Here is a 23,730-nt window from a genome sequence, read left to right as displayed (position 1 = left end):
ACGGAAAGAGGCTTTAAGTGAGGCGTGTGGGCGGCCTATAAAGAAATAGGAGTAAAATGGAACAGAACTTGCTCAGGGAGTGTAATAAGCGCTAAACAAATGTTGTTATAATGTTGCCATATGGCACTATCTTTACAGGATTATTCCGTATATGACGTATAATTATATTTTATGAATAAAAAACTAGTACCCATCTTTTTTCTTCTCGCTTACCTTCTTTTCCCTGACCCGGCTCAGGCACAGGATATCTCTGCGCCTAAGTACAGCAACGAGTTCCTCAATATTGGGGTAGGGGCCAGGGCCCTGGGGATGGGAAGTGTGCAGTCGGCCATTGTGCGCGATGCCACGGCCGGTTTCTGGAACCCAGCCGGTCTGGTAGGGCTGCCCAAACGCCACAATGCCGTGTACATGCACTCTGAGCTTTTCGCGGGCATCATCAAAAACGACTACGGTTCCTACGCCACCAACCTGGACTCCACCAGCGCGCTGGCTTTCTCGGTGATCCGGGTAGGGGTGGATGACATCGCGGATACCCGCCGCCTGCAGAATGAGTATGGCGCCATCCAGTATGACAGCATAGAGTTCTTCTCGGTGGCCGACTATGCTTTCCTGGCTTCGTACGCCCGCCAGAGCAACCTCATCAAAGGTCTTACCTTGGGTGCCAACGCCAAAATCATTTACCGCAACGTGGGGAAATTCGCGAACGCCTGGGGCTTTGGGATTGATGCCGGGGCGCAGTTACGCCGGGGTAACTGGCAGTTCGGTTTGATGGCCAAAGACATCACCACCACCTTCACCGCCTGGAAACTGAACCCCGATGAACTGGAAGACACTTACTTGAAAGACCAGGAATCCTTTAACGCCAACAGCATTGAAGTTACCCTGCCCCGCCTAATTCTGGGCGCCGGCCGATCTTTCCAGTTCGCCAACCGCTTCTCGGCTTTAGTAGCCACTGACCTGGAAATCACCACTGACGGAAAAAGGAACACCCTGCTCTCTACCGGCTTGGTTTCCGTGGACCCAAGGGTTGGGGTGGAGCTGGGCTATGCCAACTCTGTGTTTCTGCGTGGCGGGTTCAACAATGTGCAGCAAATAGAAGACCTTGATGGGAAGAGCAGTTGGAAAGTGCAACCCAACTTCGGAATTGGTGTGGCCACCCGAGGCCTGCAACTTGACCTGGCGTTATCCAAGGTTTCTGATAACTCCCAAGTCTCTTCCGTGATTGTTTCTTTAGCCTATAGTTTTGATTGATTTTTGTGCGCGCGCTAGTTTTATGAAGACACCTTACTATTTAAAATCTTTATTCTTTATTGCTGTTGTTTTCTTGGCCCTTTTAGGTTCTGCACAACGCTCATATGGGCAGCAGATCACCTACGGTAATGAGTGGATCAACTACAGCCAGAAATACTATAAAATAAAAGTGCCCGCTACGGGCATTTACCGCTTAGATAAAGCTTACCTGCAAGCCGCTGGCATCAACGACGTAGACCCGCGTAATTTCCAACTTTACCGCCGCGGCCAGGAAGTCTCCATTCACGTGGAAGGCGAGGCAGACGGCTCCTTTGATGCTGGAGACTTCATTGAATTTTATGGGCAGCAGAATGACGGGGCTTTGGATAGAGAATTGTATAAGAATCCAAATGATCAGAAGCACAATCTCAACTATAGCTTATATACAGATACTGCTGCTTACTTCTTAACCTGGTCTGGGGCAAACGGAAAGCGCATGGTGTCTCAATCACCCGCTTCTACCGGGCTTACACCAGAACCATGGGTGATGCATTCCAGATTATACCAAGTCTTAGATGTGTATGCCCGCGGTAAAAAATACGGCGAAAATTATATGTCTTGGGGAGATGTAGGAGAAGGATATTCTTCAGGAGGATTTAACCTGTCTACTGCTGCTTCATCCTTTCGGGAGTATAAAGTTGATTCAATCCTAAATGTTAACACGCAGGGACCAAAGCCAACCTTAGAAGTTATGATCGTGGCCAATAATGCTGTTGCCCCTGATGTGAATGTTTTTGTGGTTGAGAACGGAGTTGAAAAGCTTATTGGTAATATTAAGTGCCCAACCTATGGTTTAGGAAATGCAACCTTCCCTTTTGATTTTTCTAGTATATCTGGTTCTGGCCAGCTTACTCTTAGAATTAGAGCTGGTGCTGTAGGGGGAACTTTCCGGTTTTGTTATGCAAAAGTGACTTACCCAAGAAATCCGGTAATAAATGGAGGAACTCTAACTTTTGATGCTGCCAAGGCCTCAAGTGGTGACGAACTCTTCTCTTTTGAAGGTACTGCGGCGGCAAAAACCATAGCCTATGATATTACCTCTCCAAATAGTGTTTACAGGATTGAAGGCAATGTTAATGGATTAAGAAAGGACTTTGTCTTTTCCAGAGCATCCTCAGGGCTTTCTAGAAAGGGCTTTCTTTGGTCCAAAAATCCTATAGTTCCTCTCGCCGCCAGTGAAGTCAAGTTCAGGGCCTTAACCGGGAACAAAGCATCTTATATTATAATCTCCCACCAGGCATTAATGCAGCCTGTAAACTCGTCTTTAAATCCTGTAAGAGACTATGCTGCTTATAGAGCCTCTGCTGCGGGCGGCGGTTATGATACATTGGTAATGGAGGTTGGTCAGTTATATGATCAGTTCTTTTATGGTGATAAATCATCCGCAGCCATCAGGAGGTTTATGAAGTACATGATTGCCAATGGTAAACCAGAATACTTGTTTTTGATTGGTAAAGGTTTAGAAGCTGATAATATCAATGTGCGCAAGAATCCTTCAGCTTTGGCTTCTAAAGATTTAGTGCCTACAGGAGGTACACCGGGTTCTGATGTGTTCTTTACAGCTGATTGGGAACAAGGGAGCTACGTGCCAAAAGTAGCTACTGGTAGGATTCCGGCAAACACGCCTCAGGAAGTTTTAAGTTACCTGAGTAAGGTTCAGCTTCATGAAAGTTTGCCGCAAAACCTTGAATGGAGAAAGAATATACTTCACCTGGGCGGCGGTATTGAAGGATCAGAGCGTACCACACTGGCCGCATACCTACGGTCATATGAACAAATTGCGGAAGGAAAGTGGCTGGGTGCCAATGTAACTACCAAAATTAGAAGTTCCGTAGCGGGTTTGGACACGATAAATGTTGCCAAGGAGTTGAACGCGGGCTTAAGTTTGATAACCTTCTTTGGGCACAGTTCCACCACTACTTCAGATCTGGATATAGGTCTTGTTTCAAATGTGCTGTCCGGTTACAAGAACAACGGGAAGTATCCCATGATCTTGATGAATGGCTGTAATGTTGGTAACAGCTTTATTCCTGCCAAATCCTTTGGAGAAGACTGGTTGCTGACCGCAGACAAAGGCGCACTCGCATTTCTGGGCCATGCCAGCTATGGGTATCCTTCCTTGTTAAATATCTTTAGTTCTAATTTTTATAAAATCAGTTTCGGTAACCAAGAGTTCTTTGGGAAACAATTAGGAGTTCAGCATAAACAGGTAATAAAGGAAGTGACCAATGCCATTAGTGGGGAGAATGCCACAGCTATGGCCATGCAGATGGTCCTTCAGTCAGATCCTGCCTTGTTACTAATTGCTCCGGAAAACGCTGACTATACGGTTGAAAAGGGCGGAGTAAGCATAGCTGCCGCAGATGGGGGGAAAGTTACCGCCACTTCAGAAAGCTTTGTTTTATCAATTGATGTTAGAAACCTAGGAAAGGTAAACGAATCACCATCTTACATCTCAATCAATAGGACCTTGGAAAATGGGACAGAGTTGCTTTATGACTCCATCAAAATTCCAGCTGTTTATTATAGAGACACCATCAACCTGGAACTGCAGGCTTTAACCACTGATGCTGCTGGAGTGAATACCTTCCGAATTAAGTTGGACCATACAGATACGATTCCGGAAATTGATGAAACCAATAACGAGTATACATTTGAAACCTTCTTTTCTAAAAGCGGGGTTGTTGCGCTTGCCCCTAACGAATACGGTATTGTATCAACAGATAAAGTAAAGTTAATCGGGCAGTCAACAGACCTACTTTCAGCACCTAGAGACTATTATTTTGAGATTGACACCACCGCAACATTCAAGAGCCAGTGGAAGAAAACCAATGTTGTAAATGCGGCAGTACTCCCAACATGGGAGTTGCAGTTACCATCTCCTTCTGTTTCCAATGACAGCATTGTTTACTTCTGGCGCCTGAGGTACAATTCCTTTTCAGCTGAAGAAGACACGGTTTGGGCGGTGAGTTCCTTCAGGCACATCCCGCAGAGTGCCAGTGGTTGGTCACAGGCCAATATAGGTCAATTGACAAAATCTGATCTCCAAAGAATCAACCTTAATGAAAAAGCCAGCAAATTAGAGTTTGCACCCCTTTATAAGAGTATTTTGATAAAAGGAGGCGGCGGAGCCTTGGGTATGTCGCTGAGCTCTCCTTTTGGTATATTCATTGACAACAATGCTTTCTTCTGGGATAACTGTGGATACAATACACCTAATATCCTGGCAATGGTATTTAACGACATCACCTTAGAACCTTACACCAATATGCCTGCCAATGCAGGAAGCAGGTGTGGTTTGGCGGGTACGTTTGTATATCAATTCTCCAATTTATCTACCGTTGCAAACCAAGACAGGTTAGAGGCATTTCTGAAAGCAGTACCAGCTGGTTTCCATGTTGCCATGGTAGGCATCAACACAATTCCCTACCAATCCTTTAAACCTTCATTAAGGGAAGCTTTCAAAGGAATTGGATCATCTATCATTGATAACCTGAAAAACGGAGACCCATTTGTGATCTTAGGCCGTAAAGGGATTGCTTCTGGAAATGCAACTGAGTTTGGTGGAAGTGATGCAGACGCCACTACCCCAAGGAATATGCAGGCGGTTCAGATTGAAAAGGTTCTCCAGGTAAATGATGCGCAAGGTACCATGACTTCTACCCTCATCGGGCCTTCCAAGGAGTGGAAATCACTTCATCATCAGGTTAAACTGGAGTCATCAGATAGTTACCAGTTGGATGTGATTGGGGTAGACCAGAGCGGAAAAGAAACAGTTCTTTCACCTAACGTAACTACTTCCAACCTAAGTTTAGCCGATATCAACGCCGCTACCTATCCTTACCTGAGGTTGAAGCTGACCCTGAAAGATGAAACCCAGCGAACTGCACCTCAACTGAGCCAGTGGACGGTGTTGTATGAGGGCTTGCCTGAAGGGTTGATTCGTCCTGATCTGGTTGGTTTGGATAAGTATAATAAACTGTCTGAGCAGGCGGCCAATGGTGAGGTGAACCTACAGTACGCTTTCCACAACATCAGTGAAGTGAGCTTTACGGATTCTTTAACGGTAGAAACCACCTTGTTTGAAGAAAACGGGGCTAAAACGGTGAAGACCTTTAAAGTAGAGCCCCTGCAGAAACAAGACACTATTTTCTTTACGCATAAGTTCTCTACCTTAAACCTGAAAGGTTCTAACAGGCTTAGGGTAACGGTCAATCCGCGGATTCTACCCGAACAGAACTACTTCAACAATACGCTGGAGGTACCTTTCAATGTAAGCCTTACTGCCGGCATGCCGCCGGTACTGGATGTGGTGTTTGATGGGGTTAGAATCCTGGATGGTGATATTGTGTCCCCAAGTCCGTTGATCAGTATGGTGCTGAAGGACAACAACCGTAAAATCCCTATCACCGATCCTGCCTCCATGAAGGTCTACCTGAAGAAAGAAGGCGGAGATTTTGAGGAAATTGAGGTGAGCACCAACCCTAATATCCGCTGGTACCCAGCTGATGACAAAAACGACTTCCGGGTGGAGTATCATCCAGAGAAGCTGGCAGACGGCAAATACACGCTGGAGGTGCAAGGCTTCGATGCCATGGGACAGCGCGCTGGAAACGAGCGGTACAGCATCAATTTTGAAGTGGTGAATGAGTCTTCTGTCACTAACTTCTATCCGTACCCTAACCCGTTCTCGTCCAAGACCAGGTTTGTATTCACCTTAACCGGAAGCACCGTGCCAGACAAGATGAAAATCCAGATCATGACCCTGACTGGTAAAGTGATCCGAGAGGTACAGAAAGAGGAACTGGGGCCCATCAAAATAGGTAACAACGTTTCTGAGTTTGCCTGGGACGGCACAGATGAGTACGGCGACAAGCTGGCCAACGGCGTTTACCTGTACAGGGTGGTTATGGACAACGGCTCCGAGGAAATGAAGCACCGTTACACCGAGGGGGACAAAGCCTTCAAGAAGGGCTACGGCAAAATCTACATCCTCCGGTAACCACCACGTTTTAGAGCCGGTTTCCTAAAATCGGCTCTAAAACAAAATTTAGGTCAAACAAAAAGGGCTTCTGATCATCAGAAGCCCTTTTTGTTTGGTTATAGTTAGAAGATGTGGTTGAATCTGGATTTCTGAACGTCACTTCTGTTTCGGGGCTGTTTTCATGAAATCAGCCCCGAAACAAGAAAGGGTAATTAATTCTGGCTAAACCCGGCTTTTCTTCTGAAGGTGAAGAACGTGAAAGGATAAGCGTGTTTCTCATCGGCGAGGTGTTCTTCCTGTTCGGTGACTTCCCAGGCATCGGCGAGGAGTTCCGGGAAAACCACATCGCCCTCAAAGGACTCGTGCACCAAAGTAAGGTAAACCACCTCCGCGAGGGGCAAGGCCTGGGCGTAAATCTCCCCGCCGCCTACCACCAGCACCTGCTCGTCTTTGGACAGTCCCTGCTGCAGCGCTTCTTTTAAAGAAAAGGTGACGATGCATCCTTCAGGCGCTTGGTAGTCTGCTTGCCGGGTCACGATAATGGAGGTGCGACCGGGTAAGGGCTTCCCGATGGCCTCGAAGGTTTTCCGGCCCATGACCATGGGGTGGCCTATGGTGAGTTTCTTGAAATGCTGCAGGTCTTTGGGCAAATGCCAGATGAGTTGGTTGTCTCTCCCGATGACGCGGTTCTCCGCGATGGCTACTACTAAGGCAATCATATGGCTTGCTGAAAGGTGAAACCCCGTAGAAAATCCTGAATATTCATCCGCTTTTTGCCTTCCATCTGCAGTTCCTCCACCGCGTAGGTCGTGCCGTTCCCGCAGGTGATGTGCAGATAGGACTTGTCGTCGGTGGAGTAGGTGCCAGGCTGCGTTTCAGGGCCGTTTTCCAGAATTCGGCCCGAAAACACCTTGAACTGCTTTTCCTCCAACACGGTCCAGGCGGCTGGGTAAGGCGATAGACCACGCACGAAGTTGTGTACTTGTTGGGCAGGTTGGTTCCAATCTATCTGGCAGGTCTGCTTGAAGATCTTTGGGGCCATGCGCAGCGGCTCCTCGGGCTGCGGCTGCGGATACGGCCGCACGCGTTCCTCGGCAATGGCAGAAACGGTTTCCAGCAGCAAATCGGCGCCGGCGTGTTTCAGCTTCTCGTAGAGCGTCCCGAAGTTGTCTTCCGGAGCAATGGCCACTTTCTTCTGCAGGATGATGTCGCCGGTGTCAATCTCGTGCTGCAGGAAAAACGAGGTGACGCCGGTTTCCTGGTCGCCGTGGATGAGGGCCCAGTTGATGGGGGCGGCGCCGCGGTAATGGGGCAGCAAAGACGCATGAATGTTGAGCGAGCCTAGGGCCGGCATGTTCCAGACCGCCTCGGGCAGCATCCGGAAGGCCACAATGACCTGCAGGTTGGCGTTATAGCTTCTGAGTTCTTCCTGGAAAGCTGCGTCTTTAAGATTGGTGGGTTGCAGTACCGGTAGGTCATACTGCAAGGCAAATTCCTTTACCGGCGAATACACTAGTTTCAGGCCTCGGCCGGCGGGTTTGTCTGGGGCAGTGATCACGGCCACCACGTTCCAGTTGTTTTCCACCAAAGCCTGGAGGGCGGGCACCGCAAAATCGGGGGTGCCCATGAAGATAATCCGGAGGTCTTCTTTCTGCATGTTATTCAAAATCGGGGTAAAGGAGGTACTGCTTGCGCATTTTTTTGTAGGCCTCCAGTTCTGGTTTCCAGGATGCTCTGATCTCTTTCTCGCTCATGCCGGCCATAATCTGCTTCTGCAGTTCATCGGTGCCAGCCAGGCTTTTAAAGAAGTTGTTGAAGAACTTCTCTTTTTGCCCCGATTTCTGATAAAAGTCGAGTAAATAGCTCAGGGTGAAATTCTCTTTCAGCTGCAGTTTGGTGAGGTCTTTTCCGTAGCACACCTGGTTTTTGTACGGCGGGTCCATGGACATGCCCGGAATGGGCACCGGCGTGAAAGCGAAAGATTTATCTGGGTAATATGGCGCCCCGATGACCTGGAACGGCGTCTGCGTGCCGCGGCCCTGGCTCACGGTTGTTCCCTCAAAAAGGCACAGGAACGGGTACAACCTGATGGACTGATCGTTGGGCAGGTTCGGCGACGGTTTGATGGGCAGGGAGTAGAACATCTTATGCGTGTAGCCTTTCACCGGGATGGTTTTCACCTGCGCCTGCACCCCGTTTTGGAGCCATTTTTCGCCGTTGATCATTAAAGCGTACTCGCCCAGCGTGAGCCCGTGCGCAATGGGAATGGTGTTCATGCCCACGAAGGATTTGAAGGGTGTTTTGAGCACCGGACCGTCCACGAGGTACCCGATGGGGTTCGGCCTATCCAGCAACAACATGGGCTTGTTCTGCTCGGCGCAGGCTTCCATCACGTAATGCATGGTGCTGCTGTAGGTGTAGAACCGCACGCCCACGTCTTGGATATCGAACAAAAGAACGTCCACGTCTTTCAACATCTCGGCGCTGGGTTTTTTGTTCTTGCCATACAATGACAAGATAGGAATACCGGTTTTAGGATCGGTGGAGTTGTTGATGTGGGCGCCTGCATCGGCATCGCCGCGGAAACCGTGCTCCGGTGCGAAAATCATGGTGATCTTCACGCCGCGGGTAAGTAATGTATCCACCAGGTGCGTCTTCCCGATGGTGGAGGTCTGGTTTACCACCATGCCTACGCGTTTGCCTTGCAAATAGGGGAGGTACAACTCTGTCTGCTGTGCGCCCGTTAGGAGAGGGGCCTGCTGCGGCGTTTGGCCCTGCGAAGCAGAACCGGAGGGGGATGTACTGCTAACGGTAGAGTTTTCTGTAGTGGGGACGGAAGCGGCTGGTTTGCAGCTGGCCAGCGTGGCACAGAACATCGCCGTACGGAGGATGGTTACGAGCATAGGTTTAGTTTAAGAACAGATAGCTATCTTTAAGCACAAAATAGACGAAGTGAATCTTTCCCGATACATTGCCAGCCGTTTGACTGGCGCCAGATCAGACTCATTTACCGCCTCGGTCACAAAAATAGCAAAGTTCAGCGTAGGGCTGGGCATTGCCATCATGATTGTGTCGTTCGCCATACTGGAAGGTTTCCGGTACGAAATACAGGAAAAGATCTTCAGCTTTGGCGGGCACCTGCAAATTAGCAAATTTGACACCAACAATTCGTTCGAAGGCTACCCCATGGGTACCTCTACCGGTCTGGGCGACTACAAAAACATCCCCGGGGTAGCGCATCTCCAGCCTTTCGCGCGTAAAACTGCCATTATCAAGACCGAGGATGAGGTGCTGGGCGTGGTGCTGAAAGGCGTGGATACGACCTATGATTTCCGGGGGATGCGGGCCAACCTGGTGGCGGGCTCCGTGTTGGAGTTCAACGATACCGCCGCCTCCAACCAGATCATGATGAGCCAGCTCATGGCTGATAAACTGCGCCTGAAGGTAGGGGAAAAGGTGCTGTTCTACTTTATCCAGAACCCGCCTCGCATGCGCCGCTTTGAGGTGAAAGGCATCTTCAAGACCGGCCTGGAAGAATTTGATAACGTGTACGTGCTGGGCGATCTGCAGCAGATCAGGGACCTGAACCAATGGCCTGATACCCTAGTGGGCGGCTACGAGATCCTTTTGAATGATTTCACCCAGATTGACACCGTCACGAGCCAGGTCTTCGACAAGATGAACTATGACCTGCAGCTGGAGAAAATCACCGATACATACGCCCAGCTTTTTGACTGGCTGGAACTGCTCAAGCGGAACGTAGTCATCTTCCTGGTCTTGATTGTGTTTGTGGCGACCTTCAACATGGTATCCACGCTCTTTATCATGATCCTGGAACGCACCAACATGATTGGCGCTCTCAAAGCGATGGGCGCCACGAACGGACAGATCAGGGGAATCTTTCTACACCGGGGCCTGCGGCTCACCATTGCCGGGCTCATCGGCGGAAACCTGTTGGCTCTGCTCTTTTGCGGGGTACAGGATTATTTCCACCTTATCCCGCTGGACCCCGAGAACTACTACATGGATACTGTGCCCATCCATTGGGACTGGCGCATCTGGGTAGGCATCAACGGCATCACCTTTATTCTAACCATGCTGTCCATCCTGTTGCCAACCCTGCTTATCGCCCGCATCCATCCGGTGAAAGCCATCAAGTTTGACTAAAAGCTTAGCCCCGGTTTCAAGGCTCTTTTTAGGAAAAGAGCCCTGAAACCGGGGCCGTGTTTAAAACCCTTTGTTATAGCCCGGCAGGTTTTTAGGTCTGCCGGGCTTTTTGTTTTATTTCAGGGCGATATGCTCTTGTTCAAAAGCCTCTTTCACCTTTTCATTCAGAGATTCTGAGACCTGTTGGAACCGGTAATCGCCGCGCTGCACCCACACTTTCACCGAGATGGTCATGGTTCCGGCGGCAAGTTTCTCAACGCCCACGCTGGGTTCAGGGTTCTGCAGAATTCTTTCATCAGTGGCAATCACGCGTTGAATTACCTCCCGTACCCTGGAAAGTGGGACCGCCGCATCAATGGTATAAGAGACATCCAGCCGGCGGGTATTTTCTACGTCATAGTTCACCACTACCGCCGAGGCCAGCGGACCATTGGGAAGATAGATGGTTTTATGGTCTTCAGTGGTGATAACAGTATTGAAGATGTTGATGAGCGCCACCGTGCCTTTCTGCCCCTGGGCCTCAATGTAATCCCCGACTTTGAACGGTTTAATGGCCAGAATCAAGACTCCGCCCGCAAAATTGGAAAGACTACCTTGCAGCGCAAGACCTACCGCCAGACCCGCAGACCCCAGCAAGGCTAGGAATGAAGTGACTTCCAGGCCTACCTGGGCAATTACCACTATAATAAGCATCACCAACAGCACTATGTTGAGGATGTTCTTAAGAAAAGGTCGCAAAGAAGGATCCACGTTTTTGCGGGTCATTAACCGGTACGTGAAATCCGTGATCCTCCGGATGAGCCACAAGCCAACCAACAGGATAATGATAGCCACTAAAATCTTGATGCCATACAGCACCGCAAAGTCCTGGATGTGGGTCAAGAAACGTTCTGCGTTAAACATAAAGGTGGGAGATAATTGATTGAGAATATAAAGAAGAGATGTTTTTACTTAAGTGATGTTTCAGGCATAAGAAAATATCAAATTTGGGGTCCTTTAAGAGCCATTTTGAATTTGGAATGATCTCCAGGAAAAAGTTTGCCCAAGAATTTGTCCCTAACCTGCAGGCTGTATCGCTCAATAACCAAGGTGGAGAAAATTGCGAAAGACAAAGTGGCCAGCGCGTATACCAGAAATCCCAACAATCCTGTGCCAAAATAATGGTGGACCGGAATCACAAATAAAAAATGCCAGAGATAGATTCCGTAGCTGAAGTATGACATGATTCTGAAAGGCACAAAAAAGCGGGAATAAGTATAGTATAAACCTAGAATAACCAATACCCAGCAGATGGGGCTAAGCGTGCGGAGTACTAATTCCGGTAATGGGGAGAAAACAGTAAGGCATAAAGTCAGAGCGGTTATCCCTACCCATAAAAGCCACCTTTGGTCAAATACCTTATGATTTTTCCAGATTACCTCCTTTCTGATTAGGGTAAGGTAAATGCCCCATCCAAAGGCGTCTAAGCGGTTGTGCGTGTAGGTAGGCCATTCCGCGAAATCTGTGATCATCGCCTGGGCTTTTAGGCCAATACCCAAAAACAGGAGGATGGCCGCGGCATAGAGAAAACGCTTCTCCAGCGAGGAGTATCTGAAGGCTAAAAAAAAGATGATAGCTGGTAATATCCAATAGAATTGTTCTTCTACACTAAGCGACCATAGGTGTTCCATGGACCATCTGGATGGCGGCCCGCCATAATTTCGGTAGAAAAGGAAGTACTGGGGAAACTCTTTAGGTAAAGGAATGTCTTGCGGGGAGATATCCTTAAAGAGAAGTAGGGCAAGGAAATAGCCAAAGATTAAAAAGAAATAATATGCTGGAATTATCCTGAAGAGCCTTTTAAGGAAGAAGACAAGGTAGCTTTTACGGCTTTCGGTTTTATTCAAAGCAGACCATAACGAGAGACTTACCAGATGCCCGGATAGCACAAAGAACAGGTCTACGCCAATCGCCTGCAAATCCCACACCCCAAAGTGGGTCACAAACACAATGGTGATGGCACAACCCCGAAGAAAATCAAGGCTCTGTAACCTATTAAAACTGCCTAGGATGTTTGAAAGCATGAATGCGGTTAAAAATCAAAGTACTTTTACTCTTAGGCTACATGAAAGTCTTTTCTATTTTAAGCACCTTTTCACAAAATCAAGAGATAAGCATTCAATAGAAACAAGTCTTTACCAGAAATGGAACTACCCCAAATGCCGTGACCGCAGCACCAAGTTTGGATCCAGGCAAATCTGCCGGTAAAATCCCTCCTCAGAGGGTGCGCAAACACCGGGGAAGTCGCCGCTTTTCCCCAGCAGGTCCGTCATGAGTTGGAAGTGCAGGTGCGGAGGCCAGTCGCCGTTCTCTGGGTAAGGGCCCATGGTGGCGATCTGTTCTCCGGCGGCAATGGATCTGCCTACAAACAACCCGTCTAAAGAAGTGCGGCTGAGATGCCCGTACAAGGTGTAGAAGGTGATTCCGTCCCGTTCGTGCTGCAGGATGATGGTAGGGCCATAGTCCCCGAAGTTGGCATTGTCCTGGAAACTGTGCACGGTTCCCGCCAAGGGTGCGTAGATTGGAATATGAGCCGGTGCCCAGATATCCACGCCCAAATGGATGGACCTTGACTCACTGGCTCCTTCAAAATGCTCGCTTCGGCGGTAGATGACCCGGTCTTCAAAATAGCCCCCTACACCTACCGTGGCATTCTTTTGGCGCAGCATCCCCAATACAAAATGCTCAAATGAAGCCGTGTCCTTAAAATCTGCCTGGAGCAGGGCTTGGTTATGGGCGGTGAAATCAAGGCGCACCACATCGAGGGCGTTGAGATCATGGTCCACGATAGGGGCAAAGGAGGTGGTGTGGGCAGTGAGAAGCGAGGTCAGTTTGGCCGTATTTTCCATAAAATGGCGCTAAAACGTATTCTGAGGGTTATGAATTTGGAAAGATAGGGCAAAAACAAACGTCCGCCTGCTTTTTTTACCTCAAGTTCGGGATGGTTTCTGAAATGTTGTAACTTTCCTCCCTTATTGAAAGTTAGTCAAACCCGAATCACCTTCGCTTTTCGTATATAAAACTATGAGCAACGCTTATTTTAACATGAAAGTGGCGGACATCACGCAGGAGACGTCAGATGCCATCACCCTTCATTTAGACCATCCAGATAAAAAGAATATCCCTTACGTTCCCGGTCAGTTCCTGACTTTGATTCTGCCGGTGAACGGGCAAAAAGTACGCAGGTCCTACTCTCTGTGCAGCATTCCGGAGGAGCCTTACTTCTCTGTGACGGTGAAGCGGGTACAAGGCGGCCTGGTGTCCAACTTCCTGGCAGAGAATGCCCAGATTGGCCAGACCATTGAAGTGATGGCACCTATCGGGAACTTCAATCTCAAGCCCGATGCCTCCCAAAAGCGTCATATCTTCTTGTTCGGCGGCGGAAGCGGCATCACGCCGTTGATGTCCATGCTCAAAAGCACCTTGAAGTATGAGCCCCAAAGCCGCGTAACCCTCGTTTACGGAAACCGCAACGTGGACTCTGTTATTTTCAAAGACCAATTGGCGCAGCTGGTGCAGCAGAACCCAGAGAGGCTGAAAGTAGTGCACGTGTTCAACGAGGCCCTGGTAGACGCCACAGAGAAGCAGGAGCACATTGGCCTGCTGGACCGCAAGATGGTGTTGGACCTCCTGGATGACCTCAGGGTGCCAGGTTACCAGCAGGAAAGCTTTTACATTTGCGGCCCCGAAGGCATGATGAACGAGGTGCGCGAAGCCCTGCACTTCAAGAGTGTGCCCGCCGCCAATATCTACAAAGAAAGCTTCACCGCCCCTACCGGACCAGAAGCGCACAGCGCCGATGTAAGCGCCGCCCAGGAATCTGATGAGATCATCACCCGCACGGTCACGCTCATCTACGAAGGGCAGGAGTACCAGGTGGAGGTAAAACCCACCGAGACCATTTTGGAAGCCGGCCTCAAGGCCGATATTGACCTCCCTTATTCCTGCCAGGCCGGCCTTTGCACCGCCTGTATGGGCAAGTGCCTGAGTGGCCGCGTGCATTTAGATGAGCGCGAAGGCTTGTCAGATGCAGAAATTGCCCAAGGATACGTTCTAAACTGCGTAGGCCATCCGCTCACCGCTGATGTGGTGATTGAGATTGGTTAATCGTTTTTAACCCGTTTTATGGAAAACACCTCCCAAACGCTCGCGTTGCCAGAACGCAAACCTCGCCAGTACATGCCCGCAGATTTTGAGGTACGGGACTGGGAATCGCTGGAGTCTTACTTTGAGGAACTGAAAACCCGCGAGATCAACTCGCAGGAGGACCTGGAGAAATGGATCGCTGACCGCAGTGAACTGGAGAGCGTGCTCTCTGAGAACCTGGCCTGGCGCTACATCAAAATGACCTGCGACACCCAGGACGAGGCCCTCACCCAGGCGTTCCAGTTCTTCGTCACGGAGATTGAGCCCAAAGCCTCGCCCTATGACGATGCTTTTAACCGCAAGCTGGTGGAGTCGCCGTACATTGACGGGCTGGACGAGCAGAAATATCGCATTTACCTGCGGGGAGTGCGCCGGGCCATTGAGCTGTTCCGGGAGGAAAACATTCCGCTGCAAACCGAGATCAGCACCAAGCAGCAGCAGTACGGCGCCATTGCCGGGGCTATGATGGTGAACCTGGACGGCGAGGAAATGACCCTGCAACGCGCCGCCGACCGCCTGAAGCAAACCGACCGCGCTGTGCGTGAGGAAGCCTACCTGGCTATCCAAAACCGCCGCCTGGAAGACAAAGAAAAGCTGGACGAGCTTTATACCGAGCTGGTGCAACTGCGCCACCAGGTAGCCCTGAACGCCGGCTTTGACAACTTCCGCGACTACATGTTCGCTGCCCTCGGCCGATTTGATTATGGTCCCCAGGACACGTTCTCATTCCACCAGGCCATCAAGGAGAAAGTGGTGCCCGTTACCCGCCAGATAGATCAGAAGCACAAAGAGAAACTTGGTTTGGATTCGCTTCGGCCCTGGGACATGGACGTAGATCCCAGCCAATTGCCGCCGCTGGAGCCTTTCAAAACCGGTGACCAGCTGCTTTCCCAAACCATTGAGTGCTTCTACCGCCTGGACTCTTTCTTGGGCGACTGCCTGGTGACCATGCGCGAGATGGGCCACCTGGACCTGGAATCCCGCAAGGGCAAAGCACCGGGAGGCTATAATTATCCACTGGATGAGATTGGCGTGCCTTTCATCTTCATGAATGCGACTTCTTCGCTGCGCGATGTGGTGACCCTGTTGCACGAAGGCGGTCACGCTGTACATTCTTTTCTTACTCGTGATCTGCCGCTTAACGCCGCCAAACACCCACCGTCCGAGGTAGCCGAACTGGCGTCCATGTCTATGGAATTGCTCACGCTGGACCACTGGGACATTTTCTTCCCGAACCAGGAAGACTTGGTACGCGCCAAGCGTCAGCACCTGGAAGGCGTGCTGGAGACCTTCCCGTGGGTAGCCACCATTGACAAGTTCCAGCACTGGGTGTATGAAAACCCCAACCATACCGTAGAAGAGCGCCACCTGAACTGGGTGCGCATCTTCGAGGAGTTCAACCTGCAGGAAGTGGATTGGAGCGGTTTGGAGCACATTAAGCCTTACATCTGGCAAAAGCAGCTGCACCTCTACGAAGTACCTTTCTATTACGTGGAGTATGCCATGGCCCAACTGGGCGCCGTTGCCGTCTGGAAGCGCTACAAATCTGAACCCGAAGCGGCGCTGGAAGGCTACAAGAAAGCGCTCAGCTTGGGCTATACCGCCACCATCGGGGAGATCTACGCTGCGGCAGGTATCCGTTTCGATTTCTCCAGCGAGTACATCCAGACCCTGGTTGACTTCGTGAAAGACGAACTGGCCCAACTGGACCACAAATAATCAGACGATTCCTTTAAAACAGAAAAGCCCCAGAAGATATCTGGGGCTTTTCTGTTTTAGATCAATTTTTTCAAAATCTGCCTGAAAACGATCTATATGTAGGAGGAAGGGCTATGAAGCCGTTTCCGCCGGATAATCTGAATGCTTTATGATCCTGTATCTGTGCCTTCCTCGGTGGGCTTGGCATTTTTGTCTACCCATTGGAAAAGCGGGGCTGGCTGCAGCGTGTCAAAGGGTTTTCCCAGCTTGGGCACCTGTTTCTTGTAGCGGCGGAGCAGCGTGTTCAGTTCTTTGGCGGTCTGGTCATAGCGGCCGCGGTAGAAAACGGTCTCGGTTTGGTGCGCGGTGATAGACTGGTTCAAAGAATCTACGCGGGGAACGCCGGTGGGGCCGTCTTCAGGTAGAAAAGCGCGTAAAGCATTCCACACAGAGTCCTGGGCGGCATCATAAGCATCAATGCGGTCAGAATCGCGCACGGTGTTGCGGTCATAGCGTAGGGTACGCAGGCGGCGGAGGGCTTTCTGCAGCTCGGAGCGCTGCTGCGCTTCCATGGCGGCAGGCGGAATGGCGGCCAGCATCTCTTCCATTTGCTGGGTTTTGAGGCTGTCGCTCCACATCATTACCTTCCATTTGCCGTCAAGGGTATCCGAGAGAACCGTCAGTTCTTCCTTTAGTTGCTCATCAGAGATGGGGCGGGCCAGCGGGCCAGACCTGCCGGAGTCTTTGGAACAGCCAGCCATACCCAGGATCACCGCCACGGATAGCCCAAAGATTATATGTTTTCTCATGCTTTCTTGTGTAATTGAGACTACGCTGTTATGATGCGTAGGTGGGCCAAAAAGAAGGCCAGACACCCTGCAAACGTAACAGTTCCCTTTCCCGTTACAGCGCAAACCCACCCGCGGAACCTTTATTCAAAGGGAAAGCAAAGGCGAGCAAGGCCGTTCAATCCTTTTCAGGGAACGCCTTAAGGCCTGCGAAATTATAAAGGGGCTATTTTAACTTCCGGCTTTAGAAGTTTTTAAGGCCGTTGAGCAGTAAGTTGGAAAGGAACTCTGCGATGTCGTCTGGGCTCATCTTACCTTCGGGTTTGTACCACATGTGCAGCCAGTTAAGGCTGGAGAGGAGCGTCAATACTACAAACTTCTCATCGGTGACTTTGAATTCGCCGCTGGCGATTCCCTCGCGCACAATCTCCCGCAGGCTTTCCTCGTACTGGAAACGCATGTCGTGGAACTTGCTCAGGGATGGCTCGCTCAGGTGGCGCCACTCATTGAGGAACACCCCGGCCGCTGGCGGGTTTTTGGTCAATACCCGCACGTGGGCCGCTACCGCCAGACGCAGTTTCTCGCCTGCCGGCACGTCTTTGTTTTTCACCTCGTCAAAGGCGGCATTGAACTCATCGGCCATCTTAAAGCAGACGCGCTGCAGAATGTCTTCCTTTGATTTGATGTGCGAGTAAAGACTACCGGCTTCAATTCCCAATTCAAGGGCCAGGTCCCGCATGGTGGTGGCAGCGAAACCTCTGGATTTGAAAAGGGAAGTGGCAACTTGGTCTATCTGTTCTTTGCGCGACAATTGGGTGCTGGACATAGAGGTACTGTTTACAATCAAAGCTACTAATGCGAACGGCCGTTAGCAAATTTACTTGCCTGGGCCCGTAAATTCTTTGCAATGAAAGGTGCCGTGGAAAAGCTATCTTTGCGTTTTGGGCAAGTTTTTCTAAAAATAAGACGAAAACGTATATCTCCTATTAAATAAGGACGAAAAAGTACGATAAGTAGATACAATATGTCAGAATATACCTCTTTAGAAACCTTGGGCGAGTTTGGGTTGATTCGCCGTTTGCAGGAAAACATTGAAATGAATCAGCCCTCCACGGTGGTGGGCATTGGCGATGATGCCGCGGTGCTTGAGCCAGGCCAGAAGCAGATTGTGGTTTCCACGGATATGCTGGTGGAGAACGTGCACTTTGACCTCACTTTCTGCCCTTTGAAGCACCTGGGCTACAAAGCAGTGGCTGTGAACGTGTCTGATATTGCCGCCATGAACGCTGTGCCTACCCAGATTGTGGTGAGTCTAGCCATCGGTGCCCGTTACACCGTGGAGGCCATTGAGGAACTGTACGCCGGCATGCGCCTGGCCTGCGAGAACTACAATGTGGACCTGGTGGGCGGTGACACCACTGCCTCGCGCGGCGGACTGGTCATCAGCATCACGGCGCTAGGCGAGGTGGAGAAAGGCAAAGCGGTGCTGCGCAGCACGGCCCAAATCAATGACCTCATCTGCGTAACCGGAGACCTGGGCGGTGCTTACCTGGGCCTGCAACTGCTGGAGCGTGAGAAACAAGCCTACCTGGCCGACCCCGAGACCCAACCCGAGCTGGAAGGCAAAGACTACGTGGTAGGACGGCAACTTCGGCCGGAGGCCCGCATGGATGTGATACACGAGCTAAAGGAACTGGGCGTGCATCCCACTTCTATGATTGATATCTCAGATGGGTTGGGTTCTGAGTTGCTGCACATCTGCTCGCAGAGCAGGGTAGGGGCGGCCATTTACCAGGACAAACTCCCCGCCGACCAGCAGACCCTGGAAACCGCCGAGGAATTCAAACTGGACCCTGTCACCTGCATCCTGAACGGCGGCGAAGACTACGAGCTGCTCTTCACCGTGAAAATGGCCGACTTCGATAAAATCAGGAACCACCCTGATATCACCATCATCGGGAACATCACCGATGCCGGCGAAGGCGTGCGGCTGGTGACCCCAAGCGGCAACACATTCCCCATCAAGGCACAAGGCTGGAACCACTTCGGATAAGATTGGTCCTTCATTAAACAGCAAGCCCCAACTTCCTGCTAGAAGTTGGGGCTTGCTGTTTATAGGTTGTTTTCAGGAAATGGGGCGGGAAACCTTGCCGGTTTTTAATCCTCGGGGTACGGCACGAACACGAAGTTCATGAAATCGCGGTCTACCACGAAGAGGCAGCAGTATTCATCGGCATCGCGGTAGGCCTGCTGGAAATCCTCTATCTTGTCTTCCAACACCAGTTTACGGCCCACGAAATCCTCCAGGTAGGAAGCGTTGATGTTCCAGCCCAGGTCACGCTCTTCGGCGGCGATGAGCAGCCCTCCGATCTTAGTGACCTCCTTGGAGAACACGAAAATGGGGTACTTGGAGATCTCGCGCTTTCTGATGAGGTAAGACGCCTCTTTCAAAGTATCAGACACCTGCACAAAGTCTTTGGTGATGGTGCCCAGGTATTTGCCGTTCAGTTCTGGATCGTTTTGCATAATGGTAGCACGTATGGCGTATCAGGTATCACGTAACACGAAGTAAGTTGTTTTGAGCACCTTCCGTTTTAGGGCTGTTTTCTGAAAAATAAGCCTAAAACGGAAGGTGCTTTACTTTGTGAATCTTAGCTTTTGAGCGTGAGCAGGGCCACGCTTTCTACGTGGTAGGTCTGCGGGAACATGTCTACCGGCTGGATTTTCACCACATCGTACAGATCAGCGAGCATTTCCAGGTCGCGGGCCTGGGTGGCGGGGTTGCAGCTCACGTACACAATCCGGTTGGCTTTCACCTCCAGCAGTTTGGCCACCACGTCTGGGTGCATCCCGGCGCGGGGCGGATCGGTGATGATCACGTCCGGGCGACCGTGTTTGGCGAAGAGCTCGGTGGTGAGCACGTCCTTCATGTCGCCGGCGTAGAAATGCGTGTTGGTGATGTCGTTGATCTGCGAGTTGATCTTGGCGTCCTCTATGGCGCTGGCCACGTACTCAATGCCCACCACCTGCGCCGCCGAGCGGGCCACGAAGTTGGCGATGGTGCCGGCCCCGGTGTACAGGTCATATACGGTCTCGTGGCCGTTGAGCAGCGCGAACTCCCGGGTGAGTTTGTACAAATTGTAGGCCTGCTCTGAGTTGGTCTGGTAAAACGATTTTGGCCCCACCCTGAACCGCAGCCCTTCCATCTGCTCATGAATGTACGGATCGCCGTGGTAGCACACCACCTCCAGGTCATGGAAGGTCTCGTTGCCTTTGCTGTTGACCACGTAATGCAGCGAGGTGATCTGCGGAAACTCCTGCAACAGGAAATCCAGCAGCGGCATCAGCCACTCGGGCCGATCCTGGAACACCTGCACAATCACCATCAGGTCGCCGGTATTGGCAGTTCTGATGATGAGGTTCCGCAGAAAGCCTTCCTGTTTCACCAGATCAAAGAACGGCAGGTTGTTTTCCCGCGCGTAGTTCTTCACCGCCAGCCTGATCTCGTTAGACGGAGCCGGTTGCAAATAGCAGTGCTGAATGTCCACGATCTTGTCAAAGCGCAAAGGCACGTGGAAACCTAGGGCCCGACGGTCCAGGTCTTCGCCGCTGTCTATCTGCTCTTTGGTGAGCCAGGCGTTGCCCGAGAATGTGAACTCCAGCTTGTTGCGGTAAAAGCTCACGCGGTCAGACGGCAGAATGGGCAGCATCTCGTGGCCCGTAATCTTTCCTATGCGCTCAATGTTGTCATTCACCTGCTTCTGCTTGTAGAACAGCTGGGTCTCGTACGGAATATGCTGCCACTTGCAGCCGCCGCAGACGTTGAAGTGCTCACAGAACGGTTGGGTCCGGGCCTCAGAATACTCATGGAAATGCACCGGTACCGCCTCCAGGTAGTTCTTCCGCTTTTTGGTCACGCGCACGTCCACCACATCGCCGGGGGCCACGTCTGAGATGAACACCACTAGGTTGTCATGGCGGGAAATGCACTTGCCTTCTGCGGCCATCTCCTCCACACGCAGTTGCGGGATGACCTCGTATTTATGTTTCTTTTTCTTGAATTTTCTCACGATGCCGCAAAATTACAAAGAAAACTCTGCACCAAGGCTTTTTCCTGTAAATGCGTTTCAAAGGAGTTTTCAGGAAATCGGCTTCAAAACAGGTTTGTGAGAAATTGAAGGTTCGTTCAGGTAAAGAAATCAAAGCCATCAGAATTTCAGGCACGATCTCCTGGTATATATAAGAGTTCTGTTTCAGGGCTGTTTTATGGGAAACAGCCCTGAAACGACAGGCCACTACTTTTTGAACCTGACTCCCAAGTTGATGCCGGGCCACACCGTCACGCGTGACTGCCGGGAGACATTCTCAAACAAAGGCCAAGGTTCCAGTTTCATACCCGGATCTTCGCCTACTTTCAGCGGACGCCGGTTAGAGACGAACACGTTGAGCGTTGCCCCGTAGAACAGCGCCACCTTCCCGAAGTCCCTTTCTTTGGTGAGGCGCACTTGTTCCAGCAGGTTGCTGGAGCCGTTGGTCCAAAACTTGTTTTCATTGACCTGGTAGATCATCACATCCAGGAACATGCCTTTCTGGTTCACCGGGAAGCCCAGCCCCAGACCGTACCCAAAATGATGTTTCCCCTCGTGCGGCCCATATCCCAGCGCAAAGACACTGTACAGTTTCTGGGTGCCCAGCTTCAGTGCTCCGTTGGCATAGAACGTTTCCCCGGCCCAAACCTCCGCCCGGTAATACCCGCCGTGCCGTACAATATTGATCAACCCCAACGTGGCACCGCTGCTGGAATCAGCGATGTTAATCACGCCAATCTGTAGGCCTTTGGAATGTTGCGTCCGGTTGATGGCACCTAACTGCAACCCATTCAGCACACCAGTAATTGTATTGAGGACCCCGCCAATCTGAGCTCCGTTTACGTCGCCTTCCACGGTGTTGAGAATTCCGCCTAACTGAAGACCTTCCAGACTAGAATCCGGCGAAAGGATAGAATCTGGCTCTTGGCGCTGCAGAAGGTTAAAATTGGTGGGCAGCGCCCCGATGGTATTGATTAGCCCGGCTAATTGCAGGCCTTTGGAAAAATAGCGGTTCCGGTTGATCAAGCCGCTGAGTTGGACACCGCTCACTCCCCCGCTTCTGTCACCCAACACCCCGAATGAAAAGGACGTGTAGTATTGCTCGCTCTCTTTGCCGTTGGAGCCTAACCCGGGCGTGACCGAAAACTGGACCGGTCTGTATTCCAGGGAAGTGCGTGATGGCGCCTGGGAGAAACCCTGCAGAGCAATGGCCAGCAGCGCGGTAATTGAGAAAAGAAGCTTTTTCATGGCAGACGGAATAAGACACCGTTTAGATGGTAGTTAGAAGTAAAGACGGCTTTTCTGTTGTTTACCCCCACGTTGCCTCCATTATTGTTCATTGCCTGCCAGAGTTCCTGCGGTGGCCGGAAGTGGAAAATGGTGCCAAACTTATCGTAGATTTGCGGAGGTTGCCGTACGGCAGATGAAGCATTTGAACATGAAAGATAAAGTTGTCATTATCACCGGCGGATCGTCCGGAATTGGGCGGGCCTGCGCCCTGGCGTTCGGGCGGGCCGGCGGGAAAATCGTGATCTCCGCAAGAAACACGCAGAAATTGCAGGGAGTAGGCCAGGAACTGAAAGCTGCTGGCGTGGAGTATCTGGCCGTGATCGGCGATGTCAGCATAGAGGAAGATTGCCGCCGCCTCATTGAAGAGACAGTAGCCCGGTTCGGAAAGATAGATGTGATGCTGAACAACGCAGGCATCAGCATGCGGGCGCTTTTCCAGGAGGTGGACCTGGACGTGATTCGGCAACTCATGGACATCAATTTCTGGGGTACCGTATACTGCACCAAATATGCCTTGCCGTACCTGCTGAAAACCAAAGGATCAGTAATCGGCGTTTCTTCCATCGCCGGTTACCAAGGATTGCCCGGACGTACCGGTTACTCGGCCTCTAAATTCGCGATGCAGGGCTTCCTGGGTGCCCTCCGCACCGAGACGCTGCACCAAGGCCTGCACGTGATGATCGCCTGCCCCGGTTTTACCGCCTCTAACATCCGCAACACCGCCCTCTCCGCCGACGGCAGCCAGCAGGGAGAGTCCCCGCGCGATGAAGCCAAGATGATGACCGCCGAGGAAGTAGCCGACCGTATTCTGGAAGCAACCCGCAAGCGCAAACGCGAACTAGTGCTCACCACCCAAGGCAAACTGGTGGTATTGTTAGGTAAGTTTCTGCCCGGCCTCACCGATAAGCTGGTGTACAACCAAATGAAGAAAGAGCCGAATTCGCCTTTTAAGTAAATGAAGCGTTTAGGACCCGTTTTTAGGGAAATGGGTCTAAAACGCATCTCTACCCGGTATTTTGATGGAATGCGTACGTCGTTACAATGTAACGTCGCTACAGACAAATATGTAGCGTCGTTACATTGTAACGACGTCATCCGCTAGATGAATAGGCGCTTTCTGCTCCAAGAAAGATCTGTCCGGGGAAAGCGCTTTTCACACAGGTGTTCTAACACTTTCCTAAATAGCTTCATTAATCAGCTTCTCAGTTAAATTGATGATGAGTTTTTTGGACTTGTTTTC

General features: G+C 50.9%; 18 protein-coding genes. 7 read left to right on the top strand and 11 right to left on the bottom strand.

The window, feature by feature from the left end:
• The first annotated feature begins 171 nt into the window (after nucleotides 1–171).
• On the top strand, nucleotides 172–1,251 hold the full coding sequence (locus J3P34_RS01930; RefSeq protein WP_210486194.1) for a putative type IX sorting system protein PorV2: 1,080 nt from the start codon (nucleotides 172–174) through the stop codon (nucleotides 1,249–1,251).
• 22 nt (nucleotides 1,252–1,273) lie between these two features.
• Entirely contained in the window at nucleotides 1,274–6,292 is a 5,019-nt protein-coding gene (porU2, locus tag J3P34_RS01925; protein WP_210486193.1) for a putative type IX secretion system sortase PorU2, read from the top strand.
• A 194-nt stretch (nucleotides 6,293–6,486) separates the two neighbouring features.
• Here the strand turns inward: porU2 and J3P34_RS01920 are convergent, their stop codons facing one another.
• Genes J3P34_RS01920 through J3P34_RS01910 form a run of 3 tightly spaced genes read right to left on the bottom strand, consistent with a single transcriptional unit; the run spans nucleotide 6,487 to nucleotide 9,177 of the window.
• Nucleotides 6,487–6,993, bottom strand: a complete 507-nt coding sequence (locus J3P34_RS01920; RefSeq protein ID WP_210486192.1) for a dihydrofolate reductase — start codon at nucleotides 6,991–6,993, stop codon at nucleotides 6,487–6,489.
• Nucleotides 6,990–7,931 carry a methionyl-tRNA formyltransferase gene (fmt, locus tag J3P34_RS01915; RefSeq protein ID WP_210486191.1) on the bottom strand — a complete coding sequence of 314 codons (942 nt, stop codon included), beginning with the start codon at nucleotides 7,929–7,931 and terminating at the stop codon, nucleotides 6,990–6,992. Before fmt ends, J3P34_RS01920 begins: the two co-directional genes overlap by 4 nt.
• 1 nt (nucleotide 7,932) lies before the next feature.
• Nucleotides 7,933–9,177 (bottom strand): exo-beta-N-acetylmuramidase NamZ family protein, encoded by a 1,245-nt coding sequence (locus tag J3P34_RS01910; protein ID WP_210486190.1) that lies wholly within the window; start codon nucleotides 9,175–9,177, stop codon nucleotides 7,933–7,935.
• Nucleotides 9,178–9,226: 49 nt separating this feature from the next.
• On the opposite strand from J3P34_RS01910, the gene J3P34_RS01905 reads away from it, so the two are divergent.
• The gene (locus J3P34_RS01905; RefSeq protein ID WP_210486189.1) at nucleotides 9,227–10,441 is read left to right on the top strand and encodes an ABC transporter permease; all 1,215 of its coding nucleotides are present in this window, start codon (nucleotides 9,227–9,229) and stop codon (nucleotides 10,439–10,441) included.
• A 114-nt stretch (nucleotides 10,442–10,555) separates the two neighbouring features.
• On the opposite strand, the gene J3P34_RS01900 is transcribed toward J3P34_RS01905, so the two are convergent.
• From J3P34_RS01900 to J3P34_RS01890, 3 genes are all read right to left on the bottom strand, one after another.
• Nucleotides 10,556–11,344, bottom strand: coding sequence for a mechanosensitive ion channel family protein (locus J3P34_RS01900; protein ID WP_210486188.1), 789 nt, complete (start codon nucleotides 11,342–11,344; stop codon nucleotides 10,556–10,558).
• Between the two features lie 77 nt (nucleotides 11,345–11,421).
• A complete protein-coding gene (locus J3P34_RS01895; protein WP_210486187.1) occupies nucleotides 11,422–12,504 on the bottom strand; it encodes an acyltransferase family protein in 1,083 nt (360 codons plus the stop codon).
• Nucleotides 12,505–12,630: 126 nt separating this feature from the next.
• A complete protein-coding gene (locus J3P34_RS01890) occupies nucleotides 12,631–13,329 on the bottom strand; it encodes a peptidoglycan DD-metalloendopeptidase family protein (RefSeq protein WP_210486186.1) in 699 nt (232 codons plus the stop codon).
• 175 nt (nucleotides 13,330–13,504) lie between these two features.
• Here J3P34_RS01890 and J3P34_RS01885 point away from each other — a divergent pair, with 175 nt between their 5' ends.
• Nucleotides 13,505–14,587 (top strand): ferredoxin--NADP reductase, encoded by a 1,083-nt coding sequence (locus J3P34_RS01885; protein ID WP_210466025.1) that lies wholly within the window; start codon nucleotides 13,505–13,507, stop codon nucleotides 14,585–14,587.
• Between the two features lie 18 nt (nucleotides 14,588–14,605).
• A complete protein-coding gene (locus J3P34_RS01880) occupies nucleotides 14,606–16,345 on the top strand; it encodes a M3 family oligoendopeptidase (RefSeq protein ID WP_210486185.1) in 1,740 nt (579 codons plus the stop codon).
• 146 nt (nucleotides 16,346–16,491) lie between these two features.
• Here J3P34_RS01880 and J3P34_RS01875 read toward each other — a convergent pair whose 3' ends face one another.
• Together J3P34_RS01875 and J3P34_RS01870 are read right to left on the bottom strand one after the other, a co-directional pair.
• A complete protein-coding gene (locus J3P34_RS01875) occupies nucleotides 16,492–17,133 on the bottom strand; it encodes a hypothetical protein (protein ID WP_210466023.1) in 642 nt (213 codons plus the stop codon).
• Nucleotides 17,134–17,356: 223 nt separating this feature from the next.
• Nucleotides 17,357–17,938 carry a TetR/AcrR family transcriptional regulator gene (locus tag J3P34_RS01870; protein WP_210466022.1) on the bottom strand — a complete coding sequence of 194 codons (582 nt, stop codon included), beginning with the start codon at nucleotides 17,936–17,938 and terminating at the stop codon, nucleotides 17,357–17,359.
• 198 nt (nucleotides 17,939–18,136) lie between these two features.
• Between J3P34_RS01870 and thiL the strand changes: the two genes are divergently transcribed.
• Nucleotides 18,137–19,165 (top strand): thiamine-phosphate kinase, encoded by a 1,029-nt coding sequence (gene thiL / locus J3P34_RS01865; RefSeq protein ID WP_210486184.1) that lies wholly within the window; start codon nucleotides 18,137–18,139, stop codon nucleotides 19,163–19,165.
• A 104-nt stretch (nucleotides 19,166–19,269) separates the two neighbouring features.
• On the opposite strand, the gene J3P34_RS01860 is transcribed toward thiL, so the two are convergent.
• The 3 genes from J3P34_RS01860 to J3P34_RS01850 form a co-directional block, all read right to left on the bottom strand.
• A complete protein-coding gene (locus tag J3P34_RS01860; protein ID WP_210486183.1) occupies nucleotides 19,270–19,638 on the bottom strand; it encodes a hypothetical protein in 369 nt (122 codons plus the stop codon).
• Between the two features lie 125 nt (nucleotides 19,639–19,763).
• Nucleotides 19,764–21,182: a 23S rRNA (uracil(1939)-C(5))-methyltransferase RlmD gene (rlmD, locus tag J3P34_RS01855; RefSeq protein ID WP_345890325.1), complete on the bottom strand. Its 1,419-nt coding sequence runs from the start codon at nucleotides 21,180–21,182 to the stop codon at nucleotides 19,764–19,766.
• 225 nt (nucleotides 21,183–21,407) lie between these two features.
• Nucleotides 21,408–22,448, bottom strand: a complete 1,041-nt coding sequence (locus J3P34_RS01850) for an LA_2272 family surface repeat-containing protein (protein WP_210486182.1) — start codon at nucleotides 22,446–22,448, stop codon at nucleotides 21,408–21,410.
• Between the two features lie 190 nt (nucleotides 22,449–22,638).
• Between J3P34_RS01850 and J3P34_RS01845 the strand changes: the two genes are divergently transcribed.
• The gene (locus tag J3P34_RS01845) at nucleotides 22,639–23,445 is read left to right on the top strand and encodes an SDR family oxidoreductase (protein WP_210486181.1); all 807 of its coding nucleotides are present in this window, start codon (nucleotides 22,639–22,641) and stop codon (nucleotides 23,443–23,445) included.
• The last annotated feature ends 285 nt before the right edge of the window (nucleotides 23,446–23,730 follow it).

The organism is Rufibacter aurantiacus (genome assembly GCF_017916345.1).
In the GTDB taxonomy this organism is placed as follows: Bacteria; Bacteroidota; Bacteroidia; order Cytophagales; family Hymenobacteraceae; genus Nibribacter; species Nibribacter roseolus.
This window is presented reverse-complemented; position numbering and strand designations above follow the sequence as displayed.